The 14,283-nt window shown below is 68.5% G+C and carries 9 protein-coding genes; 2 read left to right on the top strand and 7 right to left on the bottom strand.

All coding sequences use genetic code 11. The features are described 5' to 3' along the window. Nucleotides 1-19: 19 nt before the first annotated feature. The 4 genes from EV137_RS39765 to EV137_RS39750 all read right to left on the bottom strand — a co-directional run bounded on the left by EV137_RS39765 (nucleotide 20) and on the right by EV137_RS39750 (nucleotide 8,788). Nucleotides 20-3,031 carry a choice-of-anchor D domain-containing protein gene (locus EV137_RS39765; RefSeq protein WP_134133331.1) on the bottom strand — a complete coding sequence of 1,004 codons (3,012 nt, stop codon included), beginning with the start codon at nucleotides 3,029-3,031 and terminating at the stop codon, nucleotides 20-22. A 137-nt stretch (nucleotides 3,032-3,168) separates the two neighbouring features. Beyond that, nucleotides 3,169-4,368: a glycosyltransferase gene (locus EV137_RS39760; protein WP_134003969.1), complete on the bottom strand. Its 1,200-nt coding sequence runs from the start codon at nucleotides 4,366-4,368 to the stop codon at nucleotides 3,169-3,171. A 76-nt stretch (nucleotides 4,369-4,444) separates the two neighbouring features. Continuing rightward, complete coding sequence (locus EV137_RS39755) at nucleotides 4,445-5,569, bottom strand: glycosyltransferase family 4 protein (RefSeq protein WP_202871362.1); 1,125 nt, start codon at nucleotides 5,567-5,569, stop codon at nucleotides 4,445-4,447. Between the two features lie 123 nt (nucleotides 5,570-5,692). Next, nucleotides 5,693-8,788, bottom strand: coding sequence for a M14 family metallopeptidase (locus EV137_RS39750; RefSeq protein WP_134133329.1), 3,096 nt, complete (start codon nucleotides 8,786-8,788; stop codon nucleotides 5,693-5,695). A gap of 154 nt (nucleotides 8,789-8,942) precedes the next feature. Here EV137_RS39750 and EV137_RS39745 point away from each other — a divergent pair, with 154 nt between their 5' ends. Further along, nucleotides 8,943-10,517: an acyl-CoA mutase large subunit family protein gene (locus EV137_RS39745; RefSeq protein ID WP_134133328.1), complete on the top strand. Its 1,575-nt coding sequence runs from the start codon at nucleotides 8,943-8,945 to the stop codon at nucleotides 10,515-10,517. Between the two features lie 132 nt (nucleotides 10,518-10,649). Here EV137_RS39745 and EV137_RS39740 read toward each other — a convergent pair whose 3' ends face one another. The 3 genes from EV137_RS39740 to EV137_RS39730 form a co-directional block, all read right to left on the bottom strand. After that, a complete protein-coding gene (locus EV137_RS39740) occupies nucleotides 10,650-11,030 on the bottom strand; it encodes a hypothetical protein (RefSeq protein ID WP_134133327.1) in 381 nt (126 codons plus the stop codon). Next, on the bottom strand, nucleotides 11,027-11,311 hold the full coding sequence (locus EV137_RS39735) for a hypothetical protein (protein ID WP_134133325.1): 285 nt from the start codon (nucleotides 11,309-11,311) through the stop codon (nucleotides 11,027-11,029). The genes EV137_RS39740 and EV137_RS39735 overlap by 4 nt, the downstream gene beginning before the upstream one ends. 383 nt (nucleotides 11,312-11,694) lie before the next feature. Further along, the gene (locus EV137_RS39730; protein WP_238175870.1) at nucleotides 11,695-12,876 is read right to left on the bottom strand and encodes an amidohydrolase; all 1,182 of its coding nucleotides are present in this window, start codon (nucleotides 12,874-12,876) and stop codon (nucleotides 11,695-11,697) included. 300 nt (nucleotides 12,877-13,176) lie between these two features. On the opposite strand from EV137_RS39730, the gene EV137_RS39725 reads away from it, so the two are divergent. Further along, nucleotides 13,177-14,253 carry a BMP family lipoprotein gene (locus tag EV137_RS39725; RefSeq protein ID WP_134003975.1) on the top strand — a complete coding sequence of 359 codons (1,077 nt, stop codon included), beginning with the start codon at nucleotides 13,177-13,179 and terminating at the stop codon, nucleotides 14,251-14,253. The last annotated feature ends 30 nt before the right edge of the window (nucleotides 14,254-14,283 follow it).

The raw sequence follows: 14,283 nt of genomic DNA, 5'->3' as shown, positions 1-14,283 counted from the left end.
TACCCGTTGGTCGGTACGGTCAGCTCCGACCGACCGCGAGCCCATCGATCTGAACGAGCTTGCCGCTGGACGCGCTGACGAGCTTGAGCGTGCCGCTGAAGAGCGTGCTCTGGACCGGAAGGCCGAGCAGCACCTGCTTGTGGGTCGTCGGGTAGGCGAGGTTCACCGTGGTCAGGTACCTGTTCCCCGCGTACACCGCGACCGACCCACACGTCGGGCATCGCGTCGCCACCAGGAAGAACCGCTTCCCCTGCACGGTCCGAGTGAGCGCCTTCCCGTACGCCGTTGTCTGCGTCGTCGTCCCGTAGTAGAACGTCGACCCGGTCGCCCGCGTCCACCCGGTCGTTGCCAGTGACATCGACCGGTCGTCGAGAGGCCGCGAGAAGCACCGCTGCGTACTCCACTGGCCGATGTTCCCGAGCTTGTCCTTGGCCCGCACCGAAACGCAGTACTCGTACCCGGCCGCGACGGCGAGATTCATCGACGTCGCGGTCGTGTTCGTCCACGGCTGCACGGGGTCGCCGTACGGACCGGCGGACGTGGCCCGGCGGTACTGCACGTCGTACGACGCGATCCCGTTGGGATCCGTAGCCGACACCGTCAAGGTCGCCGTCGCGGCCACCGAAGACTGGTACGCCGGCGTCACCATCCGCGCCACCGGTCCATCCGCGTCGACGGTGATGTTGCGCCACCCCGCAGCGCCCGATCCGTCCGGTGTGGACGCGCGGACGATGACCTGGTAGTTCCCGGACCGCAGTTCGGTCCCCGTGAACGGCGAGGTACAGGGTTCCTCCGGCTCGAACGATCCCTCCACCTTGCAATAGAACCTGGTGCCGGCCGCGAAGGCAGAACTGTCGAACGGAACCGAGATGTTCGGTCCCATCACCGCCGGTGTGGGCTTGATGGTTACCCCGGGATGCTGCCAGGTGAGGTCGGATCGGTTCGTATTCGTCTCCCTGGCCAGCCCGTTGTACATGTACAGGTCACCGCCGTCCATGCCGAGCTCGTAGACGCGGCCGCCGGCGGTCAGCGTCAGGATCCGGGCGCCGGCCCAGGCGATCGCACGCACCTCCGAATCGAGCGACGGGCTCCTTCGCTCCGTCATCCCGGCCAGTCGCACCGTCGAGCCGTCCCCGAAGGCAACGTACCGGCCGTCGGCCGAGGCTCGAACCGGCCGGCCGGCCGCCACCTCGGCGTCTCCCGGCAGCGTGCTGATCCGGGTGCCGCCGGCCGTTGCCGCGATTGTCGCGAGCCGGCTCGGCGTGAGGCGGTGATCCGACACCACCAAGGTGCGTGCGTCCGGCATCCAGCTCGGGCTGGACACCTGGCAGGCGACCTTCGTCGGCGTACCACCGGTGGCCGCGATCAGATACACGCACGGGGTGGTGTTCTCAGGCGCCTGGAACGCGATGCGGGTGCCGTCGGGCGACCAGGACAGGTGGGTGATCGGGGCCGTGGAACTCCAGAGCTTCACCGGTACGCCGAGAAGGCCAGGCGTAACCGTCTGCGTCCACAGGGCACGCTCCGTGGTGCCGCTCACGTAGGCGAGCGACCGCCCGTCCGGAGAGCTGGTGACGGCCTCCTTCGGCCTGACCGAGTTCGGATCTGCCGGGAACGGTACGACGTTGCCGAACTCGTCCGCGGCGACCAGGTCCCGGCTGTCCGGCTCGCCCTGCGTGATCACGACCTGCTCGACCGCCCGCGGGACGGGCAGGCGCGTGCTGACCGGTCCCTCGCCGACCTCGTTCACGAGCGAGACGGCGTACTCGGTCCCGGGTTCGGTGCTGGACCGGACCACGACGAAGTCGTCCGTCGACGCCTTCACGGGGAACCACTCCACGGTCTCCACGCCGTTCAGGTACTTGTGCAGGTTGTACCCGAGAACCGCCGTACCACCTGCGGTCTGGAGCGATCGCCAGCTCACCGTGTGACCGTTGTACGTCGATCGCACAGCCACGTTCTGCGCAGCGGCCACGTCGACGCCGTAGCCGGTCAGGGTGACGATGTGACGCCCGGAAGCCGTGGTGTCCTGGATCGTCAGCGTCGTCGATTTCGGACCGGGCGTCTGGGGCATGAACCGCACGCTCACCGTGCACGAGGCCGCCGGCGCCAACGTCGATGGGCAGTCGTGCGGAGCCGCCGGGTCCTGCCGCCATTCGATCAGTTCATTGGCGACTGTGATACCGGTGATCTGGACCGGGTCGGTTCCGGTGTTCTTCACGGTGAACGGGGCGGACGAGGCCACGTTGTACCGGACCTTGCCGTAGTCGTACTTCTCCGGCGTGACCGAGAGGGCCTGGTACCCGAACGTGCTGTGGTATCGCAGTTCGACGGTGTTGATTCCGGCCGTCCCCGCACAGCCGGTCACCCGTAGGCTCGCCGAGAGGGTGTCGAGCTCGAGGGCGGCCGTGTACGCGACGGCCCTGACGGACAGGTATCCGTTGGCGGTGCAGCTGTGGTCGCCTTGCGTGAGTTCGAGCTCCGACGGCGTCAACGAGTAGTTGCCAGGCCCGGTGATGAACGCCGGGAGCCGGACTTTCACAGTGCCCGCGGCCAGGGTGCGAGACCCGCCGGCCGGGGCGGACGCCGTGACGGCGTCGGCGGTCTCGTCGTCGAGCCAGGTGGTGCCGGGTTCAGCGTCCAGCGAGAGTACGTCGACGTCGCCGACTGCGGGCGTCTCGGTGGAGCGGGTGGCCGTGACCGCGGAGCTGGTAGCGGCCTCGTCGTCCGTGGTCGCGACCACTCGGTAGGAGGCCGTCTCGCCGATCCCCAGGTAGTCGTCGACCCAGCTGACGGTCGAGGCCCCCAGAGGGCCGCTGACCTGAGCCCAGTCGGCGCCGGCCTGCTGCCGCTCGACGCGGTAACTGGATGCGCCGACGGAGTTCCAGGTGACGCCGATGCCTTGGCGAGTCGGGAAGACCTGAGCGGTCGGGGTTGTGGTCGCTTCGTCGCCGAAGGCGGCGTGGGCGATGAAGGGGAGGGTGATGGCTGCCAGGGCGGCGGCCAAGGCCGGCTTGAGGGCGCGGTGCATCGAATCTCCAGGGCGAGGGGACTCCGGCGCACCCCGAGCGGCACCGGCGAAAGGGAAAGAACTACAGCCTTACCGGACCTGACCGCAACTCCCTTGCCACTTTCTGCAACCTGGATCAGCAGGCTGTTGCGATGCGCTCACGCAGCGAGGCGGGACTGGGTGAGGCGGGTGTGGAGGGCGAGCATGCGGTTGACGCAGGTTTGCCAGTTGTAGAGCTCGGCGCGGTGGCGGGCGGCGGGGCGGCGGTTGGTGAGGTCGGCCAGGGCGAGGGTGGCGTCGGCGAGGGCCGCGGGGTTGGCGGGGGCCCAGCGGCCGCAGGTTTCGTCGACGAGTTCGCGGGCGCCGCCGGTGTTCGCGGTGACCACCGGGGTGCCGGCGGCGAGGGCTTCGAGGACGGCCAGGCCGAAGGTTTCGCCGGGGCAGACGGACAGGGCGATGTCGGCCTCGGCGAGGTGCTTGGCGAGGGTACGGCGGCCGTCGACGTACCCGTGGAACGTGACCGGCGCGTCCCCGGCGATCTCGATCAGCTCGTCGAGGTGCGGGCCGGTGCCGTACACGTCCATCCGCACGTTCACGCCGCGGCGGTGCAGTTCGGCGGCGGTGGCGACCGCGAGATGCGGGCTCTTCTCGCGGGAGAGCCGGCCGGCGTGCACCAGTTTGAGTACGCCGTCATCGGCCGGTGCACCCAGCGACGGGTGGAACGTGTCGAGGTCGACCCCGAGCGGGATCCGGACGAGTGGCGTCGTCACCTCGTCGAACTCGGCCGCCGCGTAGCGCGACGTCACCACGACAGCGTCGTACGTGCGACTGAGCAGCTTGTACAGCGCGGACACGGTCGCGACCACGCCGAGCTGGCTGTACTTCACTCCGTCGGCGCCCCACCGCACCTGACGCTCGCCGAGCATCCGGCCGGGGCGCAGTACGTCGTTGCCGCCGAGCTGACCCGGGCGGGCCGCGCCGAGCGCCAGCATCGCGTCCAGCCGCTCGTGGCTGAACAACACGGTGCCGATGTCGTTCTTGCGGGCCCAGCGTGCCACCGGGAGCAGCGTCGACTTGTCGGAGATCTCCACCGTGGTCGGCCGGAACCTCTTCAGTACGTCGATCACGGTCCACGGCGTCGTGATGAGTCGGTAGCCGCCGCTCACCTTGGGCGCCTTCACCCGGACGATCGTGCCCAGTTCGGTCTCGACGACGGAATCCTTCTCGCCCGGCGTGATCACGATCCGCTCGGCGCCGGCCTCGACGTACCCCCGGCCGATGTGTTCGATCGCGGTCCGCATCCCACCGGACGTCGGCCCGACGAAGTTGGCCAGCTGAGCGATGCGCAGTGAGCTCATCGGCGTCCTCGCTTCGCTCCGGGCGCCGATGAGGCGCGAACCCGATTGTGCTTTCTGATGAGCTCGCTGCGCTCGCTCATGCCACCCGCCGTACGGCCGCGGCCTCTTGGAGTACTTCGGCGTAGTGGCGGTCGACGAGGTCGTCGACGACGGCGCCCCAGGTGCGGGACTGCACGCGGTGCAGGCCGCTCACGGCCATCCGCCCGCGAGCCGTCGGGTGATCCAGCAGGGTCTTCACCGCATCCCGCAGCGACCCGGGTCGGCCGGGCTCGAACAGCAGGCCGTTCTCGCCCGGGTGGATCAGGTCGAGCGGGCCGCCCGCGGCCGGGCCGACGGTCGCGACGCCGGAGGCCTGCGCCTCCTGGATCGTCTGGCAGAACGTCTCGTGCTCGCCGGTGTGCACGAACACGTCCAGCCCGGCGAAGATCGACGCCAGGTCGGGACCCCGGCGCATCCCGAGGAAGGTTGCTGTCGGCAACGCATGCTCCAGGGCAGCGCGGTCGGGGCCGTCGCCGACGATCACGATCCGGCAGTCCAGGTCGGTCAGTTCCGCGAGCCGCCGTACCTTCTTCTCGGCCGCCAGCCGGCCGACGTACCCGACGATCGGCCGTCCGTCCGGGGAGATCTGCCGGCGCCAGTCCTCGTCGCGGTGCTTGGGATCGAACAGGTCAAGGTTCACGCCGCGGCCCCACAGGTGCACCCGCGGAACGCCGCCTTGCACGAGTGCGTCGACGGAAGCGGACGAGGGCGCGAGCGTCCGGTCGGCGCGCGAATGGGTACGCCGTACCCAGCGCCAGATCCCGCGGTCCGCGGCGGCGTACCAGGGGTACTGGCGGGCGAACCCGGCGATGTCGGTCTGGAAGATCGCGACCGTCGGTACGCCGAGCTTGCGGGCCGCACGCAGCCCGTACGCGCCGATGATGAACGGTGAGGCGAGATGCACGAGGTCGGGCCGGAAGTCGGCCATCGCCCGCTCGATCGACGGATCCGGCAGGCCGACCGGGTACTCCTTGTAGCCCGGCGTACGGAAGCTCCGGGCGCGGAGCACCGGGACGTCGCCGTAGCTGTCGGGGCCCGGTCCGGGGGCGATGATCAGCAGTTCGTGCCCGCGGGCACGCAGCCGGTCGGCGACGTGGCGAGCCGTGTTCGCCACGCCATTGATCTGCGGCAGGAAGGTCTCGGCAACCATCACGATTCGCACATCTCGAAGGTTCCTCACCGACCATGAACCCTGGGCGACACTCCCATGACCCGCCGTCGATGCCCTGTCGAACAGGTTGGCGCCGGCCACCCCGGTCGCTGAACCGGGGTGGCCGGCGGTCGGTTACGGGGTGCTGAACAGGTGCAGCATCGACCGGCGGACCAGGTCGTTGCGCATTGCCTGGGTGGTGAGGCCTTCGGCGCCGAATCCGACGTACACGGTGTCGCTGGTCGTGACGCCTGCTCCTTCGAGGAAGGCGGTGGTGGTGCGGATCCAGTCGTTCGGGTTGGCCGCCGACCCAGGTGGCGGACCGGCCACGGTCCAACCGCCGAAGTCCGTCTCGAACGACGTCTGCACGGTCGTGCCGGCCGTGACAGTGGTGTCGTCGACGAAGGCACCGAGGCCCTGGGTACCCCAGTCACTGACGTAGCTGATGGAGAGCTCGACCTGCTTCCCGGCGTACGGCGCCAGGTCGACGCTCCAGTCCTGCCAGCCCGCACTGGAACCGGTTGCCGCGTACCAGTTGCCGGTGGTGCCGCCCGGTGAGCAGCCCGTGCCCTGGTAGTGCCCGAGCTGTGGATGCAGAGTCACCCAACCGGCCGGGCAGCTCTCGCCGGTGTCCTGCGATGTGTGGCCGTTCCTGTCCGGCAGCGTCGTCCAGTCGTCCTGTCCGACGGTGTGGGCCTCGACGAAGACGTAGTCCCAGTCCGCCTCGGTGTCGTAGGAGATCTTGAACCCCAGCGACGGCCCGGAAGCGGCCGTCACGCTGGTCAGATCCACCGTGCGGGTCAGCCGTTTGTAGCTGATGTCGCCTCGCTGGCTGTACACGTACTGCGAACCCGTGACCGGCTCGAAGGGCGCAGAGCCGGGCCGATCCCACTTCAGTGGCGCCGAGCTGGCGAACTGTGGGAACTGTGCCGCCGGCAACACACTCGACGTCAGCACGAACGCCGCTGTGTGGTCCTGGTTGTTCGCCGAGTCGCCGCCGTTGAGGGTTCCGGCGTACCCGTTGAAGGCGCCGGACACTCCGCGGATGGGGAACGGGTCCCCGTTGGCGTCGCTACCGCTGTTGTCGACGTAGCTGTAGGCACCGAGCCAGTACTGCTCGAAGTCGTTCAGCAGTTGGATACACGGATACAGCGTTGGCGTGGTGCACTCGCCCTGCTGCTCCTCGAACGGGTTGTACCAGTACGAGCCGTCCTGACCGCTCGCGTAGCTGGCGTACTTTCCGGTGTGGAGGAGCTTTCCGCCCTCGTTGAGGTAGTCGCGGACGGACAGCTCGAGATCGAGCGCCAGCTCAGCCGCCGTACCTCCGACCTGGCCGACTTCCCGCGGGATGATGTCGTCGCCGGTCTCCCACACGACGGCCTTGTAGTGCGAGAGAACGCCGAGGTGGTGCGGCGCGGTCCGGCTGTGCGCGTCCACGTCGTACACGTCCGAGGTGTACCCGGCCGCGGTGAGCGCGGCGGCGTACTTGTCGGCGTACTTCGCGCTGGTGACACCCTGGACCGGGCTGAGGCCGGTGACATCCTCAGCGGCCAGGATGAGGACCTGCCCGCCGATGTCGGTGGCGACCTTGTAGGTGAAGTGCTCACTGCTGACCGCTCCGGTCCCCACCTTGCTGCCGGTGAACCACACCTCGACCGAGTCACCAGGCTTGGTACGGCGGACGGTCCCGCGGAACTCGGCGTAGTAATGGTCGTCGCTGTTGCCGTACCGCTCGCCGCCCTGCCACTCCGACACCTTGTCGTCGATGGTGTCGCCGCCGTTGATCCGGTAGTTGATCCGCAGGTTCTTCAACGCCCGCTTGGCCGTGACCGCGACCGGCTGGGTGGTGCCGTACGAGACCGTGAACGGGTCGGCGACCAGGTCGGCGGCCTTCTGGCCGACCACGGAGACCGGGTCGTCGGGGTCCTGGGCGGACTTCGCGACCGACAGCGCGAACGGTATGTTCTTGGCGAACTCGGCCTGGATCAGGCGCTCGTCGTCGGGGAACGTGAAGACGCTGACGCAGTCCTCGGGCTTCCACTGGTCGTTGGGGTCGACGGCCGACGCGGTCTGGCAGGTCGACATCTCCGGCGTGACCGCGAGCGTGCCGTACCTGTTGGTCGCGTGCCCGTCGGTCTCGCCGTTGGTGGTGTAGAGCTCGGCGGAGATGTCCGGGTCGTAGCCGGGGACGGCCGGGTTCGCGTCGTCACCGGTCATCGCCGCGGAGATGATGTCGTCGGGCGACGGCGTGCTGACCTGCCAGCCGACGCCGTACAGCAGGAGCTGCGCGGCCGAGTGGTAGTTGATCAGCTCGGTGAAGCGGACCCGGTCGAACAGTCCGTCGAGGGCCTTGGTCTCCGGCTCGGAGTTCGGGCCGGTGCCGCGGTAGGTGTCACTGATCGGATCGGGGGACGAGCCCTCGTTGTCGTAACCCCACTTGGTCGCGAGGTTGCGGTTCAGGTCGACACCGTCGCCGGGGGCGGTGACCCCGTCGCCGTTGTTGTCGCGCAGGTTCTTCCGCCACAGCCGGTCCCCGGTGAACGTGTAGTCGTAGCCGTCGGGGTTGGCCACCGGCATGAACCACAGCTCGGTGGTGTTGACCAGCTTGGTGATGTCGGCGTCGGTGCCGTAGTTGTCGAGGACGTGGTGCAGCAGCCGGCGGACCATCTCGGGGGTGATCCACTCGCGCGCGTGCTGGGCGCCCATGTACAGCGCCGACCGGCGCGCGCCGTCCGTCAACGAGCGGGCGTCCTTGGTCACCTTGACGGCGAGCATCGGCTTGCCCTGCACCGTCGTACCGATCCTGACCAGCTTGGTCAGCGCCGGGTTGGCGGCCGCTGTCGTGCTCAGCTCCTCGGCGAGGCCACCCGCCCCGCTGTACGGGCGGAACACCGTGCCGGCCGCGGCGAGCCGGGCGGCCTCGTCGGAGGCGTCGCGGCCCTTGACCTTCTTGACCTTCAGGTCGACGCCGTCGGAGCGGAGCTTGTCGGCCTGCCGGTCGGTGATGACGACTTCGACCTTGGCCTTGCCGTCGGCCGTCCGGCCGGTGGTCAGGCCTTCGCGATCCACGCCGATGTCCGCCAGCTTCTGCAGCTGTTGCGGATCCAGTTCGCCGACGTAGACCTCCAGGCCGTCACCCCCTGGCCCGGATGCCGCGGTCGCTGCCGGCCCGGCGGCCAAAGCCCCCGCTACGACGGCTAGTACTGCGATGAGAACAGGAGATCTACGCATGTCGCCCCTCCCCGGTCGACGGTGCATACTCTGTCGCAGCCTCCTGTGACCCAGGTCACAAGTCAACAGCCAACGGCCTGCGATCATCTGGCGTGCTCGATCTCACCCGGGCTGTGCATACCAGTGGGAGTGTGGTTCGACCTACCGTGGGGGGATGAGTCATCGGAGCGAGTCGGGGTTCGAGGTCGCGCCGGTGTACGGGCCGCTGGAAGGGTTCGACGCCGGGGCGAAGCTGGGGGAGCCGGGGCAGTTCCCGTACACCCGGGGCGTGTACCCGACGATGTACACCCAGCGGCCGTGGACGATGCGGCAGTACGCCGGGTTCGGCACGGCGGCCGAGTCGAACCAGCGGTACCACCAGCTGATCGACCACGGGACCATGGGCCTGTCGGTCGCGTTCGACCTGCCGACCCAGATGGGGTACGACTCCGACGCGCCGATCGCGCACGGCGAGGTCGGCAAGGTCGGGGTGGCGATCGACTCGATCGACGACATGCGGGTGCTGTTCGACAAGATCCCGCTGGACCAGGTGTCCACCTCGATGACGATCAACGCACCCGGATCGGTGCTGCTCCTGCTCTACCAGTTGGTGGCCGAGGAGCAGGGGGTCTCTGCCGACAAGCTCACCGGCACGATCCAGAACGACGTACTGAAGGAATACATCGCCCGCGGCACCTACATCTACCCGCCGAAGGAGTCGCTGCGGCTGATCAGCGACATCTTCGCGTACTGCCAGACCGAGTTGCCGCGGTGGAACACGATCTCGATCTCCGGCTACCACATGGCCGAGGCCGGTGCGACGCCCGCGCAGGAGATCGCGTTCACCTTGGCGAACGGCATCGAGTACGTCCGAACCGCGGTCGCGTCCGGGCTGGACGTGGACGAGTTCGCGCCGCGGCTGTCGTTCTTCTTCGTCGCCCGTACGACGCTGCTCGAGGAGGTCGCGAAGTTCCGCGCGGCACGGCGGATCTGGGCGCGGGTGATGCGGGATTCCTTCGGCGCTCGCAACCCGAAGTCGCTGATGTTGCGCTTCCATACTCAGACCGCCGGCGTGCAGTTGACCGCGCAGCAGCCCGAGGTGAACCTGGTGCGGGTCGCGATCCAGGGTCTGGCCGCCGTACTCGGTGGAACCCAGTCCCTGCACACCAACTCGTACGACGAAGCGATCGCGCTCCCGACCGAGAAAGCAGCCCGTCTCGCGCTGCGCACGCAGCAGGTTCTCGCGTACGAGACCGACGTCACCGCGACGGTCGACCCGTTCGCCGGCTCGTACGTCGTCGAGTCGCTCACCGACGAGGTCGAGGCCGCGGCGCTCGAGCTCATGGACCGGGTCGAGGAGTACGGCGGTGCCGTCGCAGCGATCGAGAAGGGGTACCAGAAACAGGAGATCGAGCGCTCGGCGTACCAGATCGCCCAGGAGATCGACTCGGCCGAGCGGGTCGTCGTCGGCATGAACAAGTTCAGGATCGCCGAAGAGGATCCGTACGAACCGCTCCGCGTCGACCCCACCATCGAGGCCCAGCAGGTGGCCCGCCTCGCTACCCTCCGCACCACCCGCGACCAGACCGCGGTCGACGAGGCCCTGGCCGCCCTCAAAAAAGCTGCCGAAGGCAACGACAACTGCCTCTACCCGATGAAGGACGCCCTCAAAGCCCGAGCCACCGTAGGCGAAGTCTGCAACACCCTCCGAGACGTCTGGGGCGTCTACATCCCCGCCGACACCTTCTAGGGGACACCACTCCGCGGCGGCTGTCTGTCGGCCGCCTCCGGCGGCATGCGCGTGAGGTGCTGTCGGGCGGGTGTGCCGGCGCCGAGTGCGGTGGGGCAGGGCACGCGGAGCAGGCCGGGTGACACCTTCTGATCAGACGGCCAGCAAGTCCAGATGAGTTCCAGCCTCGGCTGCCAGCGCCGTGAGGTCGACCGGATCGGAGGTAAGGATCGTATCGCCGTCGCACGCCAGCAGGACGACGGACGCGTCGATGACGTCGCGTCCCCCTGTGAGCCTCAGCAATGCCCCGGCCCGCCGCCCGAGCTCGTCGTCCAACGGCGCGACATCGACGGCGTCGAGTAGCCGGGCGATCGGTGCCTGACGACCGGCGCCTTCGCACCAAACCTGCCCGACAACTCCGCCATGAGTGACCGGTGTCCTCCCGGCCAGCCGTTCTGCCTTCATGAGCGCGATCATCCGACGGTCGCCGCGCTCGGCTGCCACGAAGGCGCCCGCATCCAAGACCAGAGTCATGCGGCGCCGTGGGAACGCTTGCCGCGGACAACAATTGCATCGGCCCGGGCAGAGCGCACGGCCTCCGCCATCTCCTCGTCGGCAATGACGCCGTGCTCGGCTTCGTAGGCCGCCAGGAATCGATCCATCGCCTGGAGCCGGCGTTCATGATCCATCTGCCGGTGCAGTGCTTCGTTGACCCAGGCGCTGACGCTGCCGGACCGCCCGGAGGACACGGCTGCTCGTGCGGCTGCTGCGACGTCCGGGTCGACAGTCACCGAGAGCTTGTCCTTGTCAGTCATACCATCATCCTTCTCGAGTCCTACCGCGCTCCGCTATCCATTGCGGCGACCTCAGCTTGGCTGGGCGGCTGCGGTGCATGCAACCGCAGGTCTCCGTCCCTGTGGATAAATCAGTCGAGGGCGGTGGTGGTGAGGAGAGTGGTGCCCACGGCGATCCTCGTTCCATACCTGGTCGTCAGCGGGCGTCGGTGGTGCGCATTCGCCAGGACATCCCTCTGCTGGGCATGATGCGCACCCGCCGAAGGCGGTAAAGGACAGCCGCCGCGAAGCGGTGCCCTCTTTCCGCGTCACCAGGTGTCATGGCGCCGGAAGGTCAGGTGGCATCACGTGCTGCGCGGACGCCAAGGCGGGAGAAGGCTGTCGCCGCGGAGCGGTGTCCGGTTTTAGTCGAGGAGGGCGGTGGTGGTCAGGAGGGTGGTGCCTACGGTGATGGCTTCTTCGGAGGGGTCGAAGCCGGGGGTGTGGAGGTCGGCGGCGGTTTCTTGGGTGGGTGGGCGGACGCCTAGGCGGGCCATGGCGCCGGGGATGTCTTCGAGGTACCAGGCGAAGTCTTCGCCGCCGAGGCTCTGGTCGGTTTGGGCGACGGCGCTGGAGCCGAGGGTCTGCTGTACGGCGTTCTGCAGGATGCCGATCGCGGTCGGGTCGTTCACGACGGGTGGCACGCCGTGCGTGACCTCCGTGTCGACCGACACGCCGTACGGGCGGACGATCTGCGCGGCCAGCGACGGGATGAGCTCCTCCGCGAGGCGCCATGCGTTGGCGTCGAGGCAGCGGAGGGTGCCTTCGGCCTCGCCGCGGGACGGGATCGCGTTGGCCGCCGAGCCGGCGGTGATGCGGCCCCAGACGAGGGACATGCCCGCGCGGGGGTCGACCCGGCGGGAGAGAGCGGCCGGGAGCTCGGAGACCAGCGTTGCGAGCGCGTACACGAGATCGGCGGTCAGGTGGGGCCGCGAGGTGTGACCACCCGGACCGGTCAGCCGCGCCAGGATCCGGTCCGCGGCCGCCGTCAGCGCGCCCACCCGCAGTCCGACCTGCCCGACCTGCAGTCGCGGATCGCAGTGCACACCATAAATACGCCGTACGCCGTCCAGCCCGCCCGCTGCGATCACCCCGAGCGCACCGCCCGGCATCACCTCCTCGGCCGGCTGGAAGATCACCCGGACCCGCCGGTCCAGCTGCCCGTCGCGTGCCATGCCGGCCAGCACAAGCGCCGCGCCGAGCAGCGCGGCCGTGTGTACGTCGTGACCGCACGCGTGAGCCACCCCGTCGAGGGTCGACCGCCACGGCGCCTCCACGCCGTCCGGCACGGGCAGCGCGTCGATGTCGGCCCGCAGCGCGACGCACGTGTCGCCGGACCCGATGTCGCAGATCAGCCCGGTTCCGGTGGGCAGCACCCGCGGCGACAGCCCGGCCTCGACGAGCCGCTTCTCGAGCAGCTCGGTCGTCCGCACCTCGTGCCACCCGAGCTCGGGGTGCGCGTGCAACTCGCGCCGTACGTCGACCATGTCCTCACGGACGGCCTCGACTCGCGCCAGCACGTCCGCGACCAGTAACTGATGACTCACCCGGAGATTGTGACACCAGCGGTACGCCGGGCCACTTCGAGGTCCCGCCGCGTTCACCGGCCGTGATCGCCACGCTCGGTGAGCGCGGCCACGGAGCGTGCACGCTGTGACGTGGGAAGCGCGGGCGGTCACCGCACCGGAGAAGTTGTCGAAATGTGACGCGGATGCCGGTCACTTTCCGGTATCGAGGCCTGCTTGACGTTCAAAGAAACACTGACCGCGCCCTATAGTCTGCGGATGCGGCACGTGGGGGAAGGCGTGCGGCGTGTCAACGTATCTGGTCGAAGAAGGAGACTTCCGGTGAAGAAGTACGTGCGGGGAACGGCGATCGTGGGCGTGCTGACGCTCGCCGTCGCCGCGTGTGGCAGCAAGCCGACCGATAGCGACGCAGGCGGCGGCGCCAACAAGGACTTCAAGGCCTGCATGGTCTCCGACTCCGGGGGCTTCGACGACAAGTCGTTCAACCAGACCTCGTACAAGGGTCTGCAGGACGCGGTGAAGGACAAGGGCCTGACCGAGGTCAAGGCGGAGTCGAAGTCGGACAACGACTACCCGACCAACATGACCGCGATGGTGAACGCCAAGTGCAACGTGATCGTTGCCGTCGGCTTCAAGCTCGAGGACGCCACCGAGAAGGCGGCCGCGGCGAACACCGGCATCAAGTTCGCGATCGTCGACTCGGCCCCGGCCAAACCGATCGACAACCTGAAGCCGCTGCTGTTCAACACGGCGCAGTCCAGCTTCCAGGCTGGCTACCTGGCCGCGGCGATGTCGAAGTCCGGCAAGGTCGGCACCTTCGGCGGTCTGAAGATCCCGACCGTGACCATCTTCATGGACGGCTTCGCCGAGGGCGTGCGCTACTTCAACGAGAAGAAGGGCAAGAACGTCCAGGTCCTGGGCTGGGACGACGCCAAGCAGGCGGGGCTGTTCACCGGCGACTTCGAGGACAAGGCCAAGGGCCAGAACAACGCGCAGAACCTGATCACCCAGGGCGCCGACGTGATCTTCCCGGTGGCCGGCCCGTCGGGTCTGGGCGGCCTGCAGGCGGCCAAGGCCAGCAACGGCAAGGTGAACGCGATCTGGGTCGACACCGACGGCTGCGTGAGCGCGGCGGAGTACTGCTCGGTGCTGCTCAGCAGCGTCCAGAAGGGCATGGACGTGGCCGTGAAGGACGCGGTCGTGTCGGTCGTCGACAACAAGTTCGACAACAGCCAGTTCACCGGAACGCTGGAGAACGGCGGTACGTCGCTGGCTCCGTTCCACGAGTTCGACAGCAAGGTCCCGGCGGACGTGAAGTCCGAGCTGGACCAGATCAAGGCCGACATCATCAGCGGCAAGATCACCGTGCAGTCGAAGGTTCAGCCGAAGGCATCCTGAACCACTGCTCACTTGCGTAGTACGGTGCGA

Origin of the sequence: Kribbella pratensis (assembly GCF_004366075.1) — a bacterium.
GTDB classification, from domain to species: Bacteria; Actinomycetota; Actinomycetes; order Propionibacteriales; family Kribbellaceae; genus Kribbella; species Kribbella pratensis.
This window is presented reverse-complemented; position numbering and strand designations above follow the sequence as displayed.

Coding starts and splice junctions, on each gene's coding strand:
- EV137_RS39765 (WP_134133331.1), bottom strand. CDS start 3,031: ATGCACCGCGCCCTCAAGCCGGCCTTGGCCGCCGCCCTGGCAGCCATC.
- EV137_RS39760 (WP_134003969.1), bottom strand. CDS start 4,368: ATGAGCTCACTGCGCATCGCTCAGCTGGCCAACTTCGTCGGGCCGACG.
- EV137_RS39750 (WP_134133329.1), bottom strand. CDS start 8,788: ATGCGTAGATCTCCTGTTCTCATCGCAGTACTAGCCGTCGTAGCGGGG.
- EV137_RS39745 (WP_134133328.1), top strand. CDS start 8,943: ATGAGTCATCGGAGCGAGTCGGGGTTCGAGGTCGCGCCGGTGTACGGG.
- EV137_RS39740 (WP_134133327.1), bottom strand. CDS start 11,030: ATGACTCTGGTCTTGGATGCGGGCGCCTTCGTGGCAGCCGAGCGCGGC.
- EV137_RS39735 (WP_134133325.1), bottom strand. CDS start 11,311: ATGACTGACAAGGACAAGCTCTCGGTGACTGTCGACCCGGACGTCGCA.